The organism is Lactobacillus johnsonii ATCC 33200 (assembly GCF_000159355.1).
In the GTDB taxonomy this organism is placed as follows: Bacteria; Bacillota; Bacilli; order Lactobacillales; family Lactobacillaceae; genus Lactobacillus; species Lactobacillus johnsonii.
The window spans coordinates 110,411-130,416 of sequence record NZ_GG670120.1 but is presented as its reverse complement, the minus strand read 5'-3'; the positions used below and the strand labels follow the sequence as shown (position 1 = coordinate 130,416).

The window sequence follows — 20,006 nt, the reverse complement described above, 5'->3', positions numbered from 1 at the left end:
CTGCTCCTAAGATGAAATTCATGCTTCTAACTTAAGTTTCTTCCACCAGTAAAACTCTCTCTAAAAAGCTATCCACACTACTAATCTTAATCATCGCATTTAATTATAATAGTATCTTAAAACTTTTTACCTAACTTTGCAATTACCTTTAAGCCCATTTATCAGCCCAGTTATGGACTTGTTCAAAAACAGGTTGTAAATCGGCGCCCTTTTGAGTCAAAGTATAGCTAGTAATTCCACTCTTTTTATCTACAGTACGATTAACAATACCATCTTTTTCTAGTTCTTTTAGTCGTTCAACTAAAACACGGTCAGAGCATTTACTAATACAACGTGCTAAATCCTTAAAACGCATTGCGTTGGTATCACACAAAGAGCTAATAATTAAGCCGTTCCATTTTTTACCAATAATTCCAAAAGCATCAATAAAATGCGAACACAGTGAATAGTCTTCTGGATCCGGACAGTCAGTCATTTTAGTTTTGCTTTCAATTTCTTGGGACATATGTATTCCTCCTAAAAAATCAAAATAATTTTAAATCATCTATATTAAGATTATAGTGATAATACTTACTAAAAACAAGCTGCAAACTTATGAAAAATGATAAATCATAATACCAGCCGCTACGGCTGCGTTTAGTGACTCTGCCTTTCCCTTTATCGGGATATAGATCTTTTTATCAGCTGTTTCAATTACCTCTTTACTTGCCCCATGAGCCTCATTTCCAATTACCAAAGCTAATTGAGGAACCGGGGTACAGTTATTTAAGGACTTAGCAGTTTTATCAAGGATACTTACATAGACTGGAAGACCATTTTCCTTAAAACTACTAATAGCTTCTAAAATTGGATTTTGGATAATTTGAATATGGAACTGGCTTCCCTGCATGCTACGTTGAACTTTGGGATTATATAAATCCACACTTTCTTCAGATAATACCACACCATCAAAACCAGCTGCATCGGCTGTACGAATGATAGTTCCAACATTTCCTGGATCAGTTAAATTATCTAAAACAACCCATTTTCCATATTCAAAACTAAATGATTTTGGTTGATTAATTGGTAATACCATAAAGATATCTTGACTATTCTTAGTGCTACTTAAATGCTGAGAAATTGCATCGGTAATCTGAATGACTTTATCATCTTTTAATTTATAGCTCGCATCTAATTTTTTTAAAGCTTCTGCTGTTCCTAAAACATAAAGATAGTTTTCATGACTCTTTAAAGCATCTTCAACTAAATGAAAACCTTCAATTAGATAAGTTTGGGTCTTTTTACGATACTTTTTTTGTTCCAGCTTTCTAAGGCTTTTAATTGTGGGATTATTTACTGAGTTAATTTCTATCATAAATTTCTACTTCCTTCTAATCTAATATTTTAAATTACCTCGCCCAAAATTAACATGTTAAAATTTAAGTTAGAATACACAGAAAAGAGCGATAATTATGAAGACAGTCACAATGAGAGTTACAGGCTTAGTACAGGGAGTTGGCTTTAGATGGACAACTCAAATGATTGCTCAAGAGTTAGGAATCACTGGTACTGTTAAAAATAATCCAGATGGATCTGTATCAATTGTAGCTCAGGGGGATGAACTCCCTTTAGAGCATTTTATCAAAAAAATCAAAGCATCTCCTTCAGTTGCTGCTCATGTTGATCATGTGGATTTAAAGACAATTCCCAATACAGAAAAATTTACTCGCTTTAGCGTGGTTTATTGATACTTTAACAAATAACTAGTAAACTTTATTGCAGTAACAATAAAGTAGGAAAGGTTATAGTTAATGAAATCAAAAACTAAATATTTTAGTCTCTTTGCCATGATAACTGTGCTAGCACTTACCTTAACAGGATGTGCTAACAATGGTCAAAGTATCTATCAAGCACCCACTAGTGGACCATATGCTTGGATCTTCAGTCTATTTGGCAAACCAATTCAAAATATCATGTTGGCCGTTGAACATCAAATTGGTGGATCAAATGGAGCTGGCTGGGCAATTATTATCATTACCTTTGCTGTTCAGCTCATTGTTATGCCACTTCGACTAGCTTCTCAGCGTAAAATGACTACCCAACAAGAAAAAACGCAAAAACTTCAACCACAAATGAAATTGATCCAAGAAGCACTTAAGAAGCCAGGACTAACACAACCACAACAAATGCAAATTAGCCAACTTCAAATGCGTGTTTATAAAGAAAATAATATGTCGATGATGGGCGGAATGGGCTGCTTACCATTACTTATTCAGCTTCCAATCATGATGGGAATTTATCAAGCTGTAGCTTACTCTAAAGAATTAGCAGCTTCAAGTTTCTTTGGCATTTCTCTTGGACAACGATCCATTATCTTAACAATTATTGCTACGTTGCTGTATGTAGTTCAGGGTTATCTTTCAATGGTTGGAATACCTGAAGAACAAAAGAAAGCAATGCAAATGACTTTAATTCTAAGTCCAGCTATGACTTTCTTTATTAGTATTTCTGCTCCAGGCGCTTTAGCACTTTACTTCTTAGTCGGTGGACTTATTGCTATCTTGCAACAATTAATTACTACTTTTGTTATTATGCCAAAAGTAAAAAGAGATGTTGCAGCTGAATTAAACGAACGTCCACTTAAAGTAGTTGTTACTCAAGAAACAATCGATAACATTCTTAACACTACTTCTTCATCAACCTCCACTCCTGAGGCAAATAAAGATCTTCATCAAGATTTACGTGCACGTAATGCAGGTAAACAAAAGCGTCCAAATGATTCTGACAAAAATTAATAAATAAAAATAGGGAATCCTTAAGGATTCCCTATTTTTATTTATCTGACTCAAATTTTAATAATGGAAATTCAATCATGAATTTACTGCCTGAGCCAAGTGTTGAACTAACACTGATCTTTCCATGATAACTTTCAACGAGTTTTTGAGCAATAGCTAAGCCTAGACCATTTCCACCCTTTTCACGGGTTCTAGCCTTGTCTACACGATAAAAACGATTGAAAATCTTATCCTGCTCACCAGGAGCAATTCCTTCACCAAAATCTTGAACTGAAATCTTAACTTTATCTTTTTCAGTAGCAGCAGCAACCAAAATTTCTTTTCTATCGGTAGAATATTTAATAGCATTGTCAATCAAAATGATTAAAATTTGCTCGAGATGATTACGATAAATCTTGACTATAGTATCAGGTTTTAAGTCTGCATCATCATAGGTAATAGTAAAGTATTGATGAATCATTCTCATGTCATTAACAGTTCGGTTTAATACTTCATTGACATCAGTTGTTTTATCAGGATACTGTAAATCAACCTGCTCAGCTCTAGTTAGATCTAGCATTTCTTGAATCAAATGTTTCATTCTCTTGCTCTCTTGAAGAGAAGCCTGAATTGATTCTTCCAGTACTTGAGGATCATCTTTTCCCCAACGCTCTAATAAGTTTAAATGCCCTTCAATTACAGCTACAGGAGTCCTCAATTCATGAGATACATCTCCCACAAATTGTTTTTGCTGTTGCATATAGGCTTGCATTCTATCAAGCATCTCATTAAACGATGTTGCTAACTCCCCTAACTCATCATTTCTATGAAGATCGGGTACTCGCCTTTTATCAGTGGGGTCTTTATTAATATCATGAGAAATTTGAGACATTTTCTTAATTGGCTGTACAACACTATTAACTATCAAGTAAGACAAACCAAGAAAAATCACAATAGCAATAACTGATAAACCAATCATCCAGTGTCGAATAGATTTTAGTACTTGATTTTGTTGATCCATGGAATTATCAACAATCAAATATCCAGTTAACCGATGTGTCTTCTCAGAAAAAATCTTCTGATACACTTTCATATGGATTTTTCCTTGCGTCGTTACAACTTTTAATACATGATTTTCAGTTTTACTAAATTGTGGCATCCCTTCATCGGGAACATTTCCATTACTAAAGACAACATCTCCAGCAGGATTATAAATTGTAATACTAGTATCACGATTTGATAAAGTAGCCAATATATCATCATTAAAAACATTACCGTCATCATTAGAAGTAATTGGTGTCTGTCCTTCTAAAATACGATTTGTATTAGGAGAAAGTTGAGGTACAACATTAGAAATCTGTAAACTTGTTGGAATTTCAACTAGTCTTCTTTGAAATGTGGTTGCTACACTCTCTGTCAAATTTCTTTCCTGTGAGATAATTTGTTGCTTAATTAAAGAATAAATGGCAATCGAAAATATAACAAAAGAGACCGTAATTGTCGCTGCAACTAAACTTACCCACTTAAAAGTTAGTGAGGACTTTAGGGTCTCTTTCGTAGATTTATTTTGTTTCTTCACGTGCTTCATCATTTTCATCAGTTCTTACCATATAACCGGTACCACGAACAGTCTTGATGTATGATGGACGGCCCGGTACATCAATCTTATTACGTAAATAACGTACGTAGACTTCAACAACATTCGTTTCAATCTTAGATTCAGGTCCCCAAATTTTGTTTAAAAGCTGCTCTCTTGTGACAACATTATTCTTATTTTCAATCAATGTCATTAACAAGTTGTATTCACGTTTAGTTAGATCAACTGTACTATCTCCACGATGAACGATTCGATTAGCTGTTTCAATAGTTAAATCATTGAAGTGGATTACCTTTTGAACTCCCATAGTATCGCCCATAGCTCTCTTTTCAATTTGTACTCTTCTTAAAACAGCACGTAAGCGAGCTAATAATTCTTCGATTGCAAAAGGTTTAACGATATAATCATCAGCACCGTGGTCTAAACCTGAGACACGGTCAATTACTGAATCTCTTGCAGTCATCATAATAATTGGAGTTGTTTTTTCTTGGCGAACACGACGAGCAATTTCTAATCCATTAAGATCGGGCAGCATTAAATCTAATAAAATTGCGTCAAAATCTTCATTTAAAGCTAAATCCAATCCTTTCCGGCCGTTTCCTTCAACTTGAGTTTCATATTTTTCATGTCTTAATTCTAGTTCTACAAAACGGGCAAGATTTTTTTCATCTTCAATAATCAGAATTTTACTCATTATTTTCTCCACTACTATTTAATCTGGTTAAAAATTTTATTAATAAATTAATATTAAATTTAAAGATACATTAATGCAAGGGTTTATTACTTGTTTTTTTCATCCTTAAATAAATCCTTAAGCTTAGCAAAAGCAGGATTTTCTTTATTAGATTGCTGTTCTTGATAAGCTTCTTGAGAAACAACCTTCCAGCCCTCTCCTGCAGGAAAATCTCCCTTAGCTTCTTCTTCAGGAGTTAAGATCACTGATGGTAAGCTTAAAAGCAAATTATCTTCTACAGCCTTTTGAAGATCAATTGTATCGTCCTTAACAGTTACAATTGTATCTTCTTCATCAAGCTGTTCTTGAGTTGGTTCAACTTCACTATAGTTCTCAGTAAAGTTAAATTTTTGATGCATTTTTACTGGTTTTAGGCTACGAGTGGAAGGTGCTACAACATCTGCTTCGACAGTAAAATTACCAGTAACAAAAGGTTCATCATAGAAGAAGTTACCAGTAACATGAATATTATTTGCATCTTCCAGTAATTCTTTACTTCTATCAAAGAACTCTTTACTTAACTCAACGTTTTCATCAACATGAGTTAACAGATTACGACTATTTTTAATTTGCGAATATGAAAACTTTAACATTATTTTACCTCGATTGGTTTACGACCAAAATTTTGATCTTCACCCATAATTTGTTCAAAAAGCCGATCTACTTTCACTTGCAAACCCAAAGTTCCACTTGCAGCATTTTTCTTATCAACTTTTGAAATAATCGGCACTTGAACATCTTTTCTAATTTTCTTAAGATAATTTCTTCCTCGACCACTATAGCCTAACAATAGGGTTGAAACATCTTTATAAGAATCCTTTATTTCTTTCTCAGTGACATTTAAAAGTGTGTAAAGACATAGTCTTCTTAAACGAGCATAAGTATAGCGCTTAGACTTAATTTGCCGCAAAAATGAAGTAAAATCTTCTGCAGTATGAATTTCTTCCTTCATTTTGTATTCTAGTCCTTCACTCATTTGATAAATTGACCGCAATTCTTCTAGACTTGCACTTTCAATTCGATACTTTAAAAAGCTAAATAAAAGATTCCAGTTCGGATAAACTTTTTGACTTTCTAAACTTACTAATTCACCTTTAGGAAGATATTTTTTTAATTCAGATAAGTCATTGGGATGGTGCAAACAATAATTTCTAATCGCTGTAGCTGAGGAAACTATTTTATCTTGTAAAAGTGGATCATCGTGTCCACTTCCTACTCGTGTTATAGGATGTAAATGAAGTGGATTCTTTAATTGTTCACTTGCAACTGCATAAGCAACGGCTAACATCATGTTAGGTTGATTTACTTCATGCCCCACTTCTCTAGCAACCATTTCATTATATTGAGTAGCATAAGTTTGAGTGTAGTCTCGAAAGTCCATCCGATTCTTTGGAATTTGATTTATTTTTTGACCTAAATAAGAGAAATTTAAATTCGCATCCTCTACTCCAAAAAATAATTCTGACACTCCCAAATCACTCAACATTTTAATACTACCATTAGCAAAAATATCAGCTGGCTGCACAGCAAAAGAAAATGGTAGTTCGAATACCAAATCGGCCCCAGAAGCTAAAGCTGCCTTTGCTCTTTGCCACTTATCCATAATCGCCATTTGTCCACGTTGAACATAATTACCTGACATTACAACAATTATTGGATCATTTTTAGCTGCTAAGCGGGCTTGATTCATTAAAAACTCATGCCCACTATGAAAAGGATTATATTCGGCTACAATGCCAATTACACTCATACTCTTACCTTTAGTCTAAGTTTAATTCTAGTTTCTTACCATTGCTCCAAAGCTTTTCTAAGCCATAAAAGTCGCGTGCATCTTCGGTAAATACATTTACAACTACATCTCCCATATCTACTAAGAGCCAGTTAGAATCACGAGTTCCTTCAATACGGTAGTCTTCTTTTCCATGTTCATGGATCTTATCAATAATACTGTTAACGATGGCATGAAGTTGACGGTTTGAGCCAGCTGTTGTTACAACGTAGTAATCCGCCAAAATACTAATTCCTTGCATATCATATGCTTCAGTATCTTCACCATGTCTTTCATCGATTGCTTCTACAGTTAAATCTAATAATTTCTTACTATCCAATTTTATTTTTCCTTTCAAAATTCTAATCCTTTACTGACCATTTATTGTAAGCAGCAAATGTCTTAGGATAAATCTTTTTTCTATTAGTTATTAAAAAATCAAGTGTGTGGGCTAATTCAAAGCCTACCCCATCATCTAAGTTAGCAAAAGCTACTTTTCTTGCTTCTTCTACGCCAGGAAAGTCACGACCTGGTTCAATAAAATCTGCTACAAAGACAATTTTATCTAGTGTGGTCATTTCTACATCAGCAGTAGTATGACGCTTAATAGCAGTTAAAATTTCTGGATCAGTTATCTTTAATTCCTTTTCAATAAAATATGATCCCACAATTCCATGCCAAATAGCTCGATTATAATTAAGTAAATCTGGATCAAAATGCTGTTCCTTAATCACTTCAATAAATCGGGCAGGAGAGACTTGTTTTGCATAATCATGGATAAATCCTGCTAAAGCTGCCTTATCAGGATCATAATTATTAAGTTCAGCTAACTTACGACTAGTTTCACTTACACCAATACAATGCTTAAATCTCTTTTCATCCATGTTGCTTTTTTCTTTGGCAACAATCTCATCAGAAGTTAACGGGGAATATGTTTTAACAAAATTAATTTCAGTCACGATATAAGCCTCTTGATTCAATATATAAGCGTACACTTTCCGGTACTAAATACCGAATAGAATTACCGGTAGCTATATTTTGACGAATTAAGGAAGATGAAATATCTAAATTAGGTGCATCAACCCAAATCATTGTAAACTTGGGATTTTGCGGATAATTTGGTCTCCTAACGCCAACCAAAGTAGATAAAAGTGCTATGGTCTCTGGTTCGCGCCAATTTTCAAAGTCGTTTACTTCGTCACTACCCATAATTAAGTAATATTGATTACGTGGGGCTCTCTTCTTTAAGAAACGTAAAGTATCAACCATGTATGAGGTTCCACCACGCATTATTTCAAAAAGCTTAACACGAAAGTGTGGATTATCATGAGTAGCCAATTCAAGCATTGCACACCGATCTTTAGTGCTTATATTTCCCGCTATTTTTTTATGTGGAGGCGTATTATTTGGGATAAACCATATTTCATCTAAATGAAGCTGTTTTCTAACTTGCTCAGCCATTGATAAGTGAGCTAAATGAACTGGGTTAAAAGTTCCTCCCATAATTCCAATTTGTTGAGCAGAACTCGTAACCGGTTCAAATTGTACTTGTGGCTTTTCTTTTACAACACATTGCATTATATCAACGCTCTTCTAATTCCTAAACCAATTCCTTCTGGTGTATAAGCTTTTACTACAACATTAGCAGGTGTGGTAATAAACCCAACTCCGCCAAATAAAATATCGCTTTTTTCTTTTGGTGAAAAAGTTTGGCCTTTTAATGGTCCGAGATTATCTTCTTTACTTGGTGGGAGTAATAAATCATCTTTATGTTTTTCATAAAATGCATCCGCATTTTCAGTCTTCGTTCTGTGTACATATAGATCCCTAGCAACATAAATTGTAAATCCAGCAGATGGACCATCTACATAGTCAAAACGTCCCAATCCAGCTAAAAAGATTGTCTGTCCCGGTAAAAGTTGGTAGGTAGCTGGCTTTAATGGTTTCTTTGGTTCAACAACTTCAAGCTCTTTTCCACTCAAATGACTAGCCAATTGATTGGCATTCAAAATTCCGGGTGTGTCAATTAAATAGTGTCCATTAGAAAGTGGAATTTTAATTTCATCTAATGTTGTTCCAGGGAATTTAGAGGTAGTAATGACATCCTTTAAATCACTGTTCATATTGATGATTGCGTTGATTAACGTAGATTTTCCAACATTGGTTGTTCCGACAAAATAGATATCTTTCTTTTCGCCTTTTTTAGCTAAAAATGCCATCAACTCATCTAAATTTTTCTTTTTAGCAGCTGAAACTAAAAATATTTTTTCTGGTTTTAACCCATTTCGATTAGCTTCTTGACGCATCCAATCTTTAATTTTGGACTCTTTAGAATTTTTTGGAAACAAATCTACTTTATTACCAACTAAAATATATTCATTACCACCAATAAAACGCTTAATTGAAGAAATCAATGAATTACTAAAATCAAATAAGTCAACCACATTAACGACTAATGCCTTCTTTTGACTAATTGAATTAAGTAAAGCCAAGAAATCATCGTTATTTTCTTCAACGGGCATAATTTCATTATAGTGTCTTAATCTAAAGCAGCGCTGACAATATACCTCATTATCATCACTCTCTAGTGCCTTTTTTAAGGCAGAAGATGGTAAGTAGCCCGATTTTTTAGGATCTTGATCTTGTAATATACTTCCACAACCAATACAACGTAATTCTTCACTCATTCTAATTTCTCCTTAAAAACTACAGGTTTTCTTAAATTCAAAAAGAAAAAGATAAATTTCTCAAAGAAGCGGTTGATTCTTGTATTCCACTTATCCGTTTCAACTAATGGTTTTACTAAAACCGTAGCTACACCAGCTAAATTACCCGCCTGTATGTCAGTAATCAACTGGTCTCCTACCATTAAAACTTGATCTTTTTGTAGATTCAAAGCCTTTAATTCCTTATTAATACCGATTGGCAAAGGCTTGCGTGCTTTTGCAATAAAAGAAATATGGTATGGATTCAGAACTTTTCCAATTCGTTCCGCATTATTATTTGAAATAACAACTAAGCGAATTCCATCCTTGGCTAAGCACTCATTAAGCTGTTTCATTTCAACAGCTGTATCTGCTTTATTCCAAGCAAGTAACGTATTATCCAAATCGCTAAAAATAGCCTTAATTCCCATCTTCTTTAACTGTTTTGGATCTAAATGATAGATAGTATCTATTGTATAACGAGGTCTAAATAACATTAAAAAATCTCCACTTTTTTCTCATATATATAGTATCAGAAATCTTTAATCTTTAGAAACATTTGATGATTGAAAAATTAAATTTTACTTTTCTTTAGAATAAAAGATGGTAAAATGATAACAATTTATATTTCCACCGTATTACATAAAGGAGTTAAATTATGAAAAACCTTATTGATCTCCATCTATACTTAGATGTTTCTTTGCCATACCCTACTGTTAAAAAATTAATGAAAGCTCATAACTTTCCAAGTTTAACCGAAACACAACTCAAAGAAAAGCTCTCCGTTTCTAGATAATGTGCTAATTTACAAGAATATTTAACTAAATTCGATTTTCTTTTATTATTTTTGCAAACAAAGAAAGATTTATAAGTTGCCATTTTTGATCTTTTAAAAAGTCTACGCTCCCAAGGATTAGTTTACACAGAAATCCGATTTGCTCCACAGCTTCACACTCAAAAAAATCTTACTCAAGAAGGAGCAGTTAGAGCCTGTACTGCAGGATTGAAAAAATTTTATAAGTGGCAGGATGAGCAACAAGATAATTCCTACCCTTTACATGCTAATTTAATTCTTTGCCTCATGCGTTTACCAAATAGAGAACACGAAAATAGCTTAACAGTTAGACTAGCTGCTAAATATGATCAACATCATGTGGTCGGAATTGATTTGGCAGGACCGGAAGGTCCAATTCCTAATAGAGCTTTCAGCCCATTCTTTAAAGACGCAAAAGCACTGCATATTCCATTTGCCATTCATACCGGAGAAACAGCTGGTCCTGACTCAATGCAAGAAGCCCTAGATTTAGGTACTAAGAGAATTGGTCATGGAATTCGCTGTTTAGAAAGCAATAAAATGGTTAAATATTTAGTCGATCACAACATAACTCTGGAGTGTTGTGCCACTTCTAATCTCAACACTAAAGTATTTAAGGATATTGATTCTTATCACCTAAAAACACTTCTTTCAAAAAGAATAAAAGCAACCCTAAATTGTGACAACATGACTGTTTCAAATACTAATTTACCTAAAGAATTTAAATTACTTGAATCAAAAACTAACCCTACAGAAGTAGAGGAACATCAATTACTATTAAATTCTATTAATGCTGCTTTTGCTTCTAATCAAGAAAAAAATCGTTTACTAGCTATATTCAATTAAATTTGAGAAAAAAATGCTCCGCATATGCGGAGCATTTTTAATATTCTTAGTTCAAAGCTTTCTTAGCAGCATCTGCTAAATCAGCAAAAGCTTTTTCATCGTTGTAAGCAATGTCAGCTAACATCTTACGGTTCATGTCAATACCAGCTACCTTTAAGCCGTGCATTAACTTAGAGTATGAAAGACCATTTTGTCTTGCAGCAGCGTTGATACGAGCAATCCATAATTTTCTGAATTCGCTCTTACGCTTCTTACGGTCACGGAAAGCATATTTACGAGAAACAAATACTTGAGTACTTGCTGCTTTAAATTGTAAGTGTTTTGAGCCACGGTAACCCTTGGCTAACTTCATGATCTTCTTACGACGAGCGCGTGTTACGGTTCCACCTTTAGTTCTTGGCATCTAAAATTCCTCCTCAAAAAGTCTTCTAATAATTAACGCATTTGGGAAAGCATCTGTTTGATGCGCTTTAAGTCACTTGCTGAAACCATAGCAGCTTTTCTCAAATGACGACGTTGTTTCTTAGTCTTACCGTGGAAACGGTGTCCAGTGTAAGCATGGTGACGCTTTAAACCACCATTAGCAGTTCTCTTGAAACGCTTTGCTGAAGCGCGGTGTGTTTTTTGCTTTGGCATATCTATTCCTCCAATTAACTACTTTTTCTTTTTATCTTTCTCACTTAATGGAGCAAGCATTAAGAACATTGAACGGCCTTCCATCTTTGGCTTAGTAACTACATTAGATAAGTCACTAGCTTCGTCAGCCATCTTTTCTAAGACCTGTTTACCTAACTCCTTGTGAGTAATTGCCCGGCCTCTAAAGCGAATAGAAACTCTAACTTTAGCGCCCTTGGTCAAGAATTTACGAACATGCTTTAACTTAGTGTCAAAGTCATTTCCTTCGATTGTTGGACTTAAACGAATTTCTTTGACAGCCATAACCTTTTGATTCTTACGGTTTTCTTTGGCTTTCTTTTGTTGTTCAAAACGGAACTTACCGTAATCCATAATTCTAGCAACAGGTGGCTTAGCATTAGGAGAAAGCAAAACCAAATCAAGGTCAGCGTCAGCTGCTTTACGTAAAGCTTCATTCTTAGAAACGACACCAACTTGTTGGCCATCGACTCCAATTAAACGAACTTCACGAGCACGAATATCTTCGTTTAAGATCATATTTCTTGGTATGAGTATTCACCTCCACGTTAATTTCGAGGACAAGAAAAAAGCGGGCAAAGTTAACGCCCGCTTTTAATCAACAGATATTATCGATCAGCCTAGAGGTTATTTAACTTAGGCGAGAAGCGGGAGCTTCTTCTTGTTCTCAACTTCTAAATTATACCATCTAATTAATTTACGTCAAGAACTAATTAGATGCAACGATTTATTTTACTTGTTTCAATTTTTGGTTAATTTTACTAATATCTCTATTTAACTTAAAAAAATAACCACCATAAGCAATTGCATACATAATTACAAAGCTAACTACAATTCCAAAAAACAAGCCAAAAGAAAGAGAAAAATTATTTATCATTAATTCAAAAAATGTCCACGCCACAAAACAAACAAAGAAATTAATAACGAATTGCTTTCTCAAAGACCAATTATCCTTTTGAAAAATTAAGCCTGCTAAATAAAAGAAGACACCAATCACAAAAGCTGCAACAATCCAAAATGCGAATTCTGTTCCTGAAATAGTTACTGAATGTAAATTATTGCTATTCATAGAAAATAATAATTCGACTAAGAGCCAAATCATCCCTATTCCGATCCCAATTAATCCACTAATCAAAATATTTCTTAGATATTTCATATTCCTAATCTCTCTTTCAAAGTTCTAATCTTTCTTCGTGATACTTGCACAGTCATTTTATTTTTTAAGCTCGCATCAATATTTCCATTACTTAAAATCTCCAAATGATCAAGTCTGTGGTAATTAATTACTGAGCTTCTTGAAACAGCAACAAAATCAGCTGGCAATAATTTATTAATTTGATATAGTCGCCCTTTAAATAAATAAACATTTTCTTCTGTATAAACATAAGTCTTTTCATTTTCAACTTGAATCAAATCTATTTTAGAAAACTTAACCGGAAACATATCACCTCTTCGATAACACCAAACAAAATCATTCTCATTATTTAGTTCTTGAGCAATACTGTTTATTTTGTTTGTCATTTTATGTAACCAAAATTCTGCTCTTTCTTCTTTAAAATTTTTATCAATATTAAACTTTACTTTCACGCTCATCCCTCCTGCTTGATTAATTATTAACAGTATATCGACTTAAAATTTTTTAGCTATAAATTTTCGGTAAATGGTATAAATATCACGGTGAATGGTATTTTTGGGTAAAAAAATAAGGGAGGATTAAATCCTCTCTTATTTTTCATTTGTCTTATTTCATCAATTATTTTTCTCTTGAGTATGACTTAACATCAGCATCAATTTCATTGATGAATTCATCTAAACTCTTAGAAATTTGTTCTTCAGTACCGTAGCGACGAACATTAACACCATTTGCGTTCATTTCTTCATCACCTAAAACCAAAGTGTAAGGTACTTTTTGAGTTTGTGATTCACGAATCTTGTAGCCAAGTTTTTCATTTCTGTGGTCTACTTCTGCTCTGAATCCACGCTTAGCTAATTCTTCACGAACCTTGTCAGCATATGCACCGTGAGCTTCTTCGTTAACTGGGATAATTTCAGCTTGAACTGGGGCAAGCCAAGTTGGGAATGCACCCTTGTAGATTTCAGTTAAGTAAGCAATAAATCTTTCCATAGTACCAACAATACCACGGTGAATCATAACTGGACGGTGTTCTTCTCCATCTTGACCAACATAAGTTAAGCCAAATCTTTCTGGAAGCATGAAGTCAAGTTGGATAGTTGACATAGTTTCATCGTTACCCAAAGCAGTCTTAGTTTGAATATCAAGCTTAGGACCGTAGAAAGCAGCTTCACCTTCAGCTTCAACATAGTCAAGACCAAGATCATCCATAGCTGCTTTAAGCATTGATTGAGATCTTTCCCACATTTCGTCATTTGCGTAGTACTTGTCAGTATTCTTTGGATCACGGTATGAAAGTCTGAAGTAGTAATCAGTAATGTCAAAGTCCTTGTATACGTCCATGATTAACTTCAAAACTTTAGCAAATTCTTCACGAATTTGATCTAATGCTACAAAAGTGTGACCATCGTTTAGAGTCATTTCACGTACACGTTGAAGACCTGATAAAGCACCAGACTTCTCGTATCTGTGCATCATACCTAATTCAGCAATACGGATTGGTAATTCACGGTATGAACGGATGTGGTGCTTATAAATTTGAATATGTGAAGGACAGTTCATTGGACGAAGTTCAAGCATTTCGCCATCACCCATGTCCATTGGTGGGAACATGTCATCACGATAGTGTGCCCAGTGACCAGAAGTCTTATAAGCATCTACGTTCATTAAGACTGGAGTATAAACGTGTTCATAACCATCAGCTACTTCTTTATCAACGATGTATCTTTCAACAACACGACGAATAGTAGCACCCTTTGGCATCCAGTAAGGAAGACCTGCACCAACTTTAGGATCAACAAAGAACAAGTCTAAGTCTCTACCAATAGTTCTGTGGTCTCTTTCTTTAATTTCAGCACGACGCTTCAAGTCTTCATCTAAAGCAGCCTTCTTGAAGAATGCAGTACCAAAAATTCTTTGAAGCATTGGGTTAGAAGATTTTCCTAACCAGTATGCACCGGCAACTGATAAAAGCTTAAAGTTCTTAATTTTACCAGTGTTTGGTAATAAAGCATCAAAGCCAAAGTCAACAAAGTCACCTAACTTGTAAACTGCAACTTCGTCTTCTTCATCTTTCAAAAGATCCAATTTGAATTGGTCATCCTTAAAGATTTCTTCCAATTCACTCTTCTTCATTGAAGTATATTCAATCTTTTCACCATTCTTAATGGCTTTCTGCATTGCCTTTTCAAGTTCTGGTAATTCAGTAACCTTAATTTGATCTTCTTTATCAGTATCTACGAAGAAACCACCTTCATCAGCTTCGTGCATCCCCAACCGTAATTCTGGGTATTTGCGCTTTGCAACAGCTTCAAGTAAGAATGCTGCAGTAGCACGTAAAATGTCTAAGCCTTCTTCATCTTTATCGGTAATAATAGCTGCGTTTACATCTTCATCAACGATATAATCTAAAGGCTTCATTACTCCATTAATCTTTGCACCAACAGCAGCTTTTCCTAGAGAAGTAGCAATTGAAGATGCTAATTCCTTAACAGAAACTGCCTTATCAAAATCTTTCTTAGAGCCGTCTGGCAAAGTTACAGAAAAACTCATAAATTTTTACCTCCAAATAAAAAATCCCAGCACTAAAAATAGTGCTGGGACGTTAAAATACGTGGTTCCACCCGAAATTCGAATTAATCATAAAATTAATTCCTCTAAAGGTCGTTAATGGTACCTAGCCAAATATAAAAAATTTCAGGAATGAAATTGGGGTTTTCTTCTAATCAGGAGCTTCCAGAACTAGGCCCCTGTCTCTGAAGTGAAGAAAATCATGTCTTTCATTGACTCTCATTATACTAGCTCATCAAATAGATGCAAGTAAAATTTTAAAATTAATTTCGACGATTTTTGCCACCAACAAAAACTTCTTTACTCAAAAAACGAACTCGTTCCATCAAACGTCTTGCCTTAACTTCATCAACGCTATTTCTAGTTTCGGCAAAATGTTCATTTAAGCCGTCCATTGTTATGTTCGAACTAAAAAATGTTGGTAAAACATTATCCATCCGCTTTTGTAGAATTACACCTAATACATCGTCTCGTGACCATTCACTTAACGTCTCTGCTCCAATATCATCAAAAATCAAAACCGGAGCTGAAGCAATGCGATCAATCTCATCGTTTAAACTATTATCTTGGAAATGACTTCCTAAACTAGCAATAAAAGAAGGGACATGTAGAAAAACTACTCTACTTCCTTGTCGTGCTATTGCATTAGCTACACCAGCTAGAATATAAGTTTTTCCTACACCAAAATCGCCAGTTAGATACAGTCCCTTTATATGCTTATTTTTTTTAAATTCAGCTAAAAACATTGCTACTTCATTCAAGGCGTTCTCACGTTCAGGAGTTGCATCAACATTTGCTAATTCAACATGACGAAGCTTAGCAGGTAGATCAATCAGTTCAATTCTATTTTCTGCGCGCTTTTTAGCTTCTGAATTCAGTTTTGCTTCAGTAGGGACATAGGTAATATCAATTACTTTTCCATTAAGAAAAAGTTTAGGTGTATATCCCTCCATCACTGGATTAGGTGACTCAATTTGTTCAACATAGTTGAAAATTGTAGGAAGGGATACCTGGACAATTTCTTTGTTCAATCTTTCTTTATTCTGTGCGAGAAAGGCTTGAACTTTTGGATGCTTTATTGCTGTTTTAGCAATTTTTTTGCTATCTTCACCTAATTTGCGTTTCTTTATAATTCGTGTAATTACTTCAGAAATATCTTCCACCAGTACAACACTTCCTATTCATTTTTACCAAATTCTCTAAAAATTCGATTTCTTTCTTCCGCAGACATCGATGTTTTTTTAGACTGATTTTTCTTTTCATACTCGGACCAGTCAGTTGTATTGCGGACGGTCTTCTTCTGAGTACGATAAGATGGACGTTTACGCTTATTCTTACGTTCCTTAAGATATGCAATTGCTTCAGTTGGCGTAGTAATTCCCTTTTGAAGCCAATCATTAGCAATTCGATCTGCTAAATTATTAGTTAAGACAGCATCATATTCAAAACAAGTATGAACTATTAGATTAATTAAAGGCGGTGTTAAACCCATCTGATCCTGCAAACGATAAATAACTTTCTTTTCATTAGCAGTTACATAACCACCCTTTTTTTCTTTTAATTCATATAGGTAATCAGTGGGAGTTTTACTATCTACTGCTCGAATCAACTCTGCATCTTCTGTTGACAAGTTCTTAATTGTTTTATCGGCATCTTTAGGCTTTTGCTGCAACTGTTTTCTAACCATTTCCTTATTCCGATTAAGGCCAAAGTTTTCGTTAACAGCATTTTGAATTGCATACATATTTAATTTATCTGTACCTGCCGACATAGTAATTAGAGAAGTTTCCACAAATTCCTGTTCCGTTAAGTGATAAAAATCAATAATTTGTTTAATTTCTATCTGATGCTTTAAAACTTCTTCTTTGTCAATATGATAGCTTGCAAAGAGATCGACTAAAAAGCTCCAATCAATCTTTACAGGCTCATTTCCTAGCTTTATTTCACTCTTATTATCTTTAGGAACTTCAACTGCTGCTTCTTTAACTTCCATCGGAGCATCAATTGCACTCTCAGCACTTAGATGAAATACGTCAAAAAATCCACTAGTAACCTCTTTAGCATCCTTTAATCCAATAAAAGTGCGCGGTGTAAATTTTTCTACTAAGCGATTAAAAGTTACATTTCCAACCCGTTCAAGTAACAAACTAGATAACAAAAATGTATGAAAAAATTCACCAGCTGAGGGAACTTTTTCCACTTCAAAAATCAAAGTTTCTCCTAAAACGGGATTTGATCCTATAAAAGTCTTAATCAACCCTGTTGCTTCTAAATGATGTAGGGTGGAAAATAAATCTTCTAATTTTAGATTTGTCTGGTCTTGAAGTTGATACAAAGTTTTATAATCTTTGGCAAACGGAACTTCATCAAACTCTTTTGTCAAAGTTATATATAATCCTACTCCTTGTATTCCTACAAGGGGTTCAAATAGAGTAGTTAAGACCCTTATATTTTCTTCACTAACAGCTACTTGATTAGCCACATAAAAAGGCTGCTTTGGATCAGCACTTTCAAACACTGACTATCTACTCCTTATCATGCTTAGCCATCATATCTTCCATGGCTTCCATAAATCCTGAAACATCTTTAAATTGACGGTAAATACTTGCAAAGCGAATATAAGCTACATCATCTAAGTTTGCTAACTCTTTCATTACTAAGTTACCAATATCTTTTGATGAAATTTCATTAAGGCCCTGCTTACGAATTTCATTTTCTACATGGTCAACTAAAGCATCAAGTTGTTCACTTGAAATTGGTCTCTTTTGTGCGGCCATCATCACCCCATGTAAAATTTTATCGCGATTAAATGCTTCACGGGTTCCGTCATTTTTAACTACTAATAAAGGTGAACGTTCTACTCTTTCAAAAGTTGTAAAACGAAAACCACAATTTTCACATTCTCTACGTCTTCTAATTGATCTATTTTCATCACTTGGACGAGAATCAATTACTCTTGAAGCATTTTTATGACAGTTTGGACATTCCATTTTTTTACCTGCCTATCTCTTGTAATAAATCAGATAATTTTTTCTCTAAGTCACCTATTGTACCAGTATTAGCCACTACATAGGTAGCCCTTTTTTCTTTTTCCCTTAATGGCATTTGATTACTTATTCTAGCTATAGCTTCTTTTTTAGTGAAGTCATTTCGTTTCATTAAACGTTCAATCTGTAATTCTGGTGTAATAGAAATAACTAAAACCCCATTACATAAACTTTCAAAGCCAGATTCAAATAATAAGGGCACATCAATTACAACTAAATTTTCTTGATTTGCACGATATTGTGCCATTTGTTGTTTAATTTCTTGGTGGACAAGTGGATGTGTTAATTCATTAAGTTTTTTCAACTTAGCTTTATCGTTAAAAACTATTCCACCTAACTTACGACGATTGATCGTTTGATCATCATTAAGAATATCGGTACCAAAATAATCTACTACTGCTTTGTAGCCATTTTGCCCAATTTCCATTATTTTATGAGCAATCAAGTCTGAATCAATAATTGGAATTTTTTTCTTTTTAAAAAATTCATCAGCTGTACTTTTGCCACTAGCAATTCCACCAGTTAAACCTAAAAAATATGTCATTTGTATTGCACCTGACAATGCGGACAGAAAGTAGTTCCGCGTCCATTTACTTTAATTTTCTCTAGAATAGTGCCGCAATTATTACACTCTTCACCCGCATGACCGTAAACTTGGAGCATACTTTGGTAACCACCTATATCACCATTAGCATCCAAATAAGTATGTACCGTAGTACCACGCTCTTTAGTTGCAACAGTAATCGTATGATTTATATTGTGATATAAATCTACTATTTTGTCAGCAGGAATTGACTTCGCACTACTTAAGGGATGAATTTTACTCTGCCACAATACTTCATCAACATAAATATTTCCTAAACCACAAACTACGGTTTGATCTAAAAGAGTATTCTTAATATTCTTCTTCTTTCGACTCAGAGCATTAATAAAGTATTCTACACTAAACTCTTCAGTATTTGGTTCAGGGCCAAGGTGCCGAATTCCAGTTGTCTGCTTTTCTGTACCGGTTTCTACTAGATGCATTCTTCCGAATTTACGTACATCAGCATAGCGCAGAGCAGTTCCATCAGTAAAAACAAATTCCACATGCTCGTGCTTTCCTTTAGGCTGATCAGGAGTTACTAAATGATATTTTCCTTCCATTCGCAAATGCGAAACCATCGTCAAGCCGTCATTGAATCTAAATAGTAAATACTTGCCATAACGATCAATTTTTAAAATTTTTTTATTCGTTAATTTTTTAACGAATTCATCTGGATCATTAACTATAATCTTTGGATACCAAATAATAATTTTAGCAATTGTTTTTCCTTTAACTAAAGGAATTAGAGTTCTTCTAACTGTCTCTACTTCTGGCATTTCGGGCATCGTATCACCTACTTA

General features: G+C 34.2%; 24 protein-coding genes, 1 pseudogene and 2 other annotated features (1 of these 27 cut by a window edge). Of the genes and pseudogenes, 3 read left to right on the top strand and 22 right to left on the bottom strand.

The window, feature by feature from the left end; translation table 11 throughout:
* Nucleotides 1-103: a binding site (T-box leader), on the bottom strand; it reaches 106 nt to the left of the window's first position.
* A gap of 45 nt (nucleotides 104-148) precedes the next feature.
* Both HMPREF0528_RS00665 and HMPREF0528_RS00660 read right to left on the bottom strand, forming a co-directional pair.
* Nucleotides 149-505 carry a winged helix-turn-helix transcriptional regulator gene (locus tag HMPREF0528_RS00665; RefSeq protein WP_004893734.1) on the bottom strand — a complete coding sequence of 119 codons (357 nt, stop codon included), beginning with the start codon at nucleotides 503-505 and terminating at the stop codon, nucleotides 149-151.
* An 87-nt stretch (nucleotides 506-592) separates the two neighbouring features.
* The gene (locus tag HMPREF0528_RS00660) at nucleotides 593-1,354 is read right to left on the bottom strand and encodes a TrmH family RNA methyltransferase (protein ID WP_004893733.1); all 762 of its coding nucleotides are present in this window, start codon (nucleotides 1,352-1,354) and stop codon (nucleotides 593-595) included.
* A 97-nt stretch (nucleotides 1,355-1,451) separates the two neighbouring features.
* Between HMPREF0528_RS00660 and HMPREF0528_RS00655 the strand changes: the two genes are divergently transcribed.
* The gene (locus HMPREF0528_RS00655; RefSeq protein WP_004893729.1) at nucleotides 1,452-1,727 is read left to right on the top strand and encodes an acylphosphatase; all 276 of its coding nucleotides are present in this window, start codon (nucleotides 1,452-1,454) and stop codon (nucleotides 1,725-1,727) included.
* A gap of 63 nt (nucleotides 1,728-1,790) precedes the next feature.
* Nucleotides 1,791-2,774, top strand: a complete 984-nt coding sequence (gene yidC, locus HMPREF0528_RS00650) for a membrane protein insertase YidC (RefSeq protein WP_004893726.1) — start codon at nucleotides 1,791-1,793, stop codon at nucleotides 2,772-2,774.
* Between the two features lie 37 nt (nucleotides 2,775-2,811).
* Here yidC and HMPREF0528_RS00645 read toward each other — a convergent pair whose 3' ends face one another.
* The 9 genes from HMPREF0528_RS00645 to HMPREF0528_RS00605 all read right to left on the bottom strand — a co-directional run bounded on the left by HMPREF0528_RS00645 (nucleotide 2,812) and on the right by HMPREF0528_RS00605 (nucleotide 10,053).
* Complete coding sequence (locus HMPREF0528_RS00645; RefSeq protein WP_004893723.1) at nucleotides 2,812-4,350, bottom strand: HAMP domain-containing sensor histidine kinase; 1,539 nt, start codon at nucleotides 4,348-4,350, stop codon at nucleotides 2,812-2,814.
* On the bottom strand, nucleotides 4,316-5,044 hold the full coding sequence (locus HMPREF0528_RS00640; protein WP_004893720.1) for a response regulator transcription factor: 729 nt from the start codon (nucleotides 5,042-5,044) through the stop codon (nucleotides 4,316-4,318). The genes HMPREF0528_RS00645 and HMPREF0528_RS00640 overlap by 35 nt, the downstream gene beginning before the upstream one ends.
* 86 nt (nucleotides 5,045-5,130) lie before the next feature.
* The gene (locus HMPREF0528_RS00635) at nucleotides 5,131-5,676 is read right to left on the bottom strand and encodes a DUF177 domain-containing protein (RefSeq protein ID WP_004893718.1); all 546 of its coding nucleotides are present in this window, start codon (nucleotides 5,674-5,676) and stop codon (nucleotides 5,131-5,133) included.
* Complete coding sequence (locus HMPREF0528_RS00630) at nucleotides 5,676-6,833, bottom strand: nucleotidyltransferase (RefSeq protein WP_004893716.1); 1,158 nt, start codon at nucleotides 6,831-6,833, stop codon at nucleotides 5,676-5,678. The genes HMPREF0528_RS00635 and HMPREF0528_RS00630 overlap by 1 nt, the downstream gene beginning before the upstream one ends.
* A 10-nt stretch (nucleotides 6,834-6,843) precedes the next feature.
* Entirely contained in the window at nucleotides 6,844-7,191 is a 348-nt protein-coding gene (gene rsfS / locus HMPREF0528_RS00625) for a ribosome silencing factor (RefSeq protein ID WP_004897785.1), read from the bottom strand.
* Between the two features lie 22 nt (nucleotides 7,192-7,213).
* Nucleotides 7,214-7,810, bottom strand: coding sequence for a bis(5'-nucleosyl)-tetraphosphatase (symmetrical) YqeK (gene yqeK / locus HMPREF0528_RS00620; RefSeq protein ID WP_004893709.1), 597 nt, complete (start codon nucleotides 7,808-7,810; stop codon nucleotides 7,214-7,216).
* On the bottom strand, nucleotides 7,803-8,429 hold the full coding sequence (locus HMPREF0528_RS00615; protein WP_004893706.1) for a nicotinate-nucleotide adenylyltransferase: 627 nt from the start codon (nucleotides 8,427-8,429) through the stop codon (nucleotides 7,803-7,805). Before HMPREF0528_RS00615 ends, yqeK begins: the two co-directional genes overlap by 8 nt.
* Entirely contained in the window at nucleotides 8,429-9,538 is a 1,110-nt protein-coding gene (gene yqeH, locus HMPREF0528_RS00610) for a ribosome biogenesis GTPase YqeH (RefSeq protein WP_004893702.1), read from the bottom strand. The genes HMPREF0528_RS00615 and yqeH overlap by 1 nt, the downstream gene beginning before the upstream one ends.
* Nucleotides 9,535-10,053 carry a YqeG family HAD IIIA-type phosphatase gene (locus tag HMPREF0528_RS00605; protein ID WP_004893701.1) on the bottom strand — a complete coding sequence of 173 codons (519 nt, stop codon included), beginning with the start codon at nucleotides 10,051-10,053 and terminating at the stop codon, nucleotides 9,535-9,537. The genes yqeH and HMPREF0528_RS00605 overlap by 4 nt, the downstream gene beginning before the upstream one ends.
* A gap of 161 nt (nucleotides 10,054-10,214) precedes the next feature.
* Here HMPREF0528_RS00605 and add point away from each other — a divergent pair.
* Nucleotides 10,215-11,216 (top strand): annotated as a pseudogene (gene add, locus HMPREF0528_RS00600) (adenosine deaminase).
* Nucleotides 11,217-11,262: 46 nt separating this feature from the next.
* On the opposite strand, the gene rplT reads toward add, so the two are convergent.
* From rplT to mutM, 11 genes are all read right to left on the bottom strand, one after another.
* Nucleotides 11,263-11,619 carry a 50S ribosomal protein L20 gene (gene rplT, locus HMPREF0528_RS00595; RefSeq protein WP_003646918.1) on the bottom strand — a complete coding sequence of 119 codons (357 nt, stop codon included), beginning with the start codon at nucleotides 11,617-11,619 and terminating at the stop codon, nucleotides 11,263-11,265.
* A gap of 32 nt (nucleotides 11,620-11,651) precedes the next feature.
* On the bottom strand, nucleotides 11,652-11,852 hold the full coding sequence (rpmI, locus tag HMPREF0528_RS00590) for a 50S ribosomal protein L35 (RefSeq protein ID WP_003646917.1): 201 nt from the start codon (nucleotides 11,850-11,852) through the stop codon (nucleotides 11,652-11,654).
* A gap of 18 nt (nucleotides 11,853-11,870) precedes the next feature.
* The gene (gene infC, locus HMPREF0528_RS00585) at nucleotides 11,871-12,389 is read right to left on the bottom strand and encodes a translation initiation factor IF-3 (RefSeq protein WP_004893676.1); all 519 of its coding nucleotides are present in this window, start codon (nucleotides 12,387-12,389) and stop codon (nucleotides 11,871-11,873) included.
* 38 nt (nucleotides 12,390-12,427) lie between these two features.
* Nucleotides 12,428-12,539 (bottom strand) — a sequence feature (ribosomal protein L20 leader region).
* Nucleotides 12,540-12,597: 58 nt separating this feature from the next.
* On the bottom strand, nucleotides 12,598-13,026 hold the full coding sequence (locus HMPREF0528_RS00580) for a DUF3021 domain-containing protein (RefSeq protein ID WP_004893671.1): 429 nt from the start codon (nucleotides 13,024-13,026) through the stop codon (nucleotides 12,598-12,600).
* A complete protein-coding gene (locus HMPREF0528_RS00575) occupies nucleotides 13,023-13,463 on the bottom strand; it encodes a LytTR family DNA-binding domain-containing protein (RefSeq protein WP_004893669.1) in 441 nt (146 codons plus the stop codon). Before HMPREF0528_RS00575 ends, HMPREF0528_RS00580 begins: the two co-directional genes overlap by 4 nt.
* 160 nt (nucleotides 13,464-13,623) lie before the next feature.
* Complete coding sequence (gene thrS, locus HMPREF0528_RS00570) at nucleotides 13,624-15,555, bottom strand: threonine--tRNA ligase (RefSeq protein ID WP_004893666.1); 1,932 nt, start codon at nucleotides 15,553-15,555, stop codon at nucleotides 13,624-13,626.
* 281 nt (nucleotides 15,556-15,836) lie between these two features.
* The gene (gene dnaI, locus HMPREF0528_RS00565; protein ID WP_004893661.1) at nucleotides 15,837-16,736 is read right to left on the bottom strand and encodes a primosomal protein DnaI; all 900 of its coding nucleotides are present in this window, start codon (nucleotides 16,734-16,736) and stop codon (nucleotides 15,837-15,839) included.
* A 14-nt stretch (nucleotides 16,737-16,750) separates the two neighbouring features.
* Complete coding sequence (locus HMPREF0528_RS00560; RefSeq protein ID WP_004893658.1) at nucleotides 16,751-18,091, bottom strand: DnaD domain protein; 1,341 nt, start codon at nucleotides 18,089-18,091, stop codon at nucleotides 16,751-16,753.
* A gap of 7 nt (nucleotides 18,092-18,098) precedes the next feature.
* Nucleotides 18,099-18,563, bottom strand: a complete 465-nt coding sequence (nrdR, locus tag HMPREF0528_RS00555; RefSeq protein WP_004893653.1) for a transcriptional regulator NrdR — start codon at nucleotides 18,561-18,563, stop codon at nucleotides 18,099-18,101.
* Nucleotides 18,564-18,567: 4 nt separating this feature from the next.
* Nucleotides 18,568-19,164 carry a dephospho-CoA kinase gene (coaE, locus tag HMPREF0528_RS00550; protein ID WP_004893652.1) on the bottom strand — a complete coding sequence of 199 codons (597 nt, stop codon included), beginning with the start codon at nucleotides 19,162-19,164 and terminating at the stop codon, nucleotides 18,568-18,570.
* A complete protein-coding gene (mutM, locus tag HMPREF0528_RS00545) occupies nucleotides 19,161-19,991 on the bottom strand; it encodes a DNA-formamidopyrimidine glycosylase (protein WP_004893650.1) in 831 nt (276 codons plus the stop codon). The genes coaE and mutM overlap by 4 nt, the downstream gene beginning before the upstream one ends.
* Between the last annotated feature and the right edge of the window lie 15 nt (nucleotides 19,992-20,006).

What these genes read in the sequence shown, in the direction of transcription:
- infC (WP_004893676.1), bottom strand. Translation starts at nt 12,389, where the DNA reads ATGATCTTAAACGAAGATATTCGTGCTCGTGAAGTTCGTTTAATTGGA.
- HMPREF0528_RS00635 (WP_004893718.1), bottom strand. Translation starts at nt 5,676, where the DNA reads ATGTTAAAGTTTTCATATTCGCAAATTAAAAATAGTCGTAATCTGTTA.
- rpmI (WP_003646917.1), bottom strand. Translation starts at nt 11,852, where the DNA reads ATGCCAAAGCAAAAAACACACCGCGCTTCAGCAAAGCGTTTCAAGAGA.
- HMPREF0528_RS00580 (WP_004893671.1), bottom strand. Translation starts at nt 13,026, where the DNA reads ATGAAATATCTAAGAAATATTTTGATTAGTGGATTAATTGGGATCGGA.
- nrdR (WP_004893653.1), bottom strand. Translation starts at nt 18,563, where the DNA reads ATGGAATGTCCAAACTGTCATAAAAATGCTTCAAGAGTAATTGATTCT.
- HMPREF0528_RS00640 (WP_004893720.1), bottom strand. Translation starts at nt 5,044, where the DNA reads ATGAGTAAAATTCTGATTATTGAAGATGAAAAAAATCTTGCCCGTTTT.
- coaE (WP_004893652.1), bottom strand. Translation starts at nt 19,164, where the DNA reads ATGACATATTTTTTAGGTTTAACTGGTGGAATTGCTAGTGGCAAAAGT.
- HMPREF0528_RS00660 (WP_004893733.1), bottom strand. Translation starts at nt 1,354, where the DNA reads ATGATAGAAATTAACTCAGTAAATAATCCCACAATTAAAAGCCTTAGA.
- thrS (WP_004893666.1), bottom strand. Translation starts at nt 15,555, where the DNA reads ATGAGTTTTTCTGTAACTTTGCCAGACGGCTCTAAGAAAGATTTTGAT.
- HMPREF0528_RS00605 (WP_004893701.1), bottom strand. Translation starts at nt 10,053, where the DNA reads ATGTTATTTAGACCTCGTTATACAATAGATACTATCTATCATTTAGAT.
- HMPREF0528_RS00630 (WP_004893716.1), bottom strand. Translation starts at nt 6,833, where the DNA reads ATGAGTGTAATTGGCATTGTAGCCGAATATAATCCTTTTCATAGTGGG.
- HMPREF0528_RS00665 (WP_004893734.1), bottom strand. Translation starts at nt 505, where the DNA reads ATGTCCCAAGAAATTGAAAGCAAAACTAAAATGACTGACTGTCCGGAT.
- rplT (WP_003646918.1), bottom strand. Translation starts at nt 11,619, where the DNA reads ATGCCAAGAACTAAAGGTGGAACCGTAACACGCGCTCGTCGTAAGAAG.
- HMPREF0528_RS00615 (WP_004893706.1), bottom strand. Translation starts at nt 8,429, where the DNA reads ATGCAATGTGTTGTAAAAGAAAAGCCACAAGTACAATTTGAACCGGTT.
- HMPREF0528_RS00655 (WP_004893729.1), top strand. Translation starts at nt 1,452, where the DNA reads ATGAAGACAGTCACAATGAGAGTTACAGGCTTAGTACAGGGAGTTGGC.
- mutM (WP_004893650.1), bottom strand. Translation starts at nt 19,991, where the DNA reads ATGCCCGAAATGCCAGAAGTAGAGACAGTTAGAAGAACTCTAATTCCT.
- yidC (WP_004893726.1), top strand. Translation starts at nt 1,791, where the DNA reads ATGAAATCAAAAACTAAATATTTTAGTCTCTTTGCCATGATAACTGTG.
- HMPREF0528_RS00575 (WP_004893669.1), bottom strand. Translation starts at nt 13,463, where the DNA reads ATGAGCGTGAAAGTAAAGTTTAATATTGATAAAAATTTTAAAGAAGAA.
- HMPREF0528_RS00645 (WP_004893723.1), bottom strand. Translation starts at nt 4,350, where the DNA reads ATGAAAATGATGAAGCACGTGAAGAAACAAAATAAATCTACGAAAGAG.
- yqeH (WP_004893702.1), bottom strand. Translation starts at nt 9,538, where the DNA reads ATGAGTGAAGAATTACGTTGTATTGGTTGTGGAAGTATATTACAAGAT.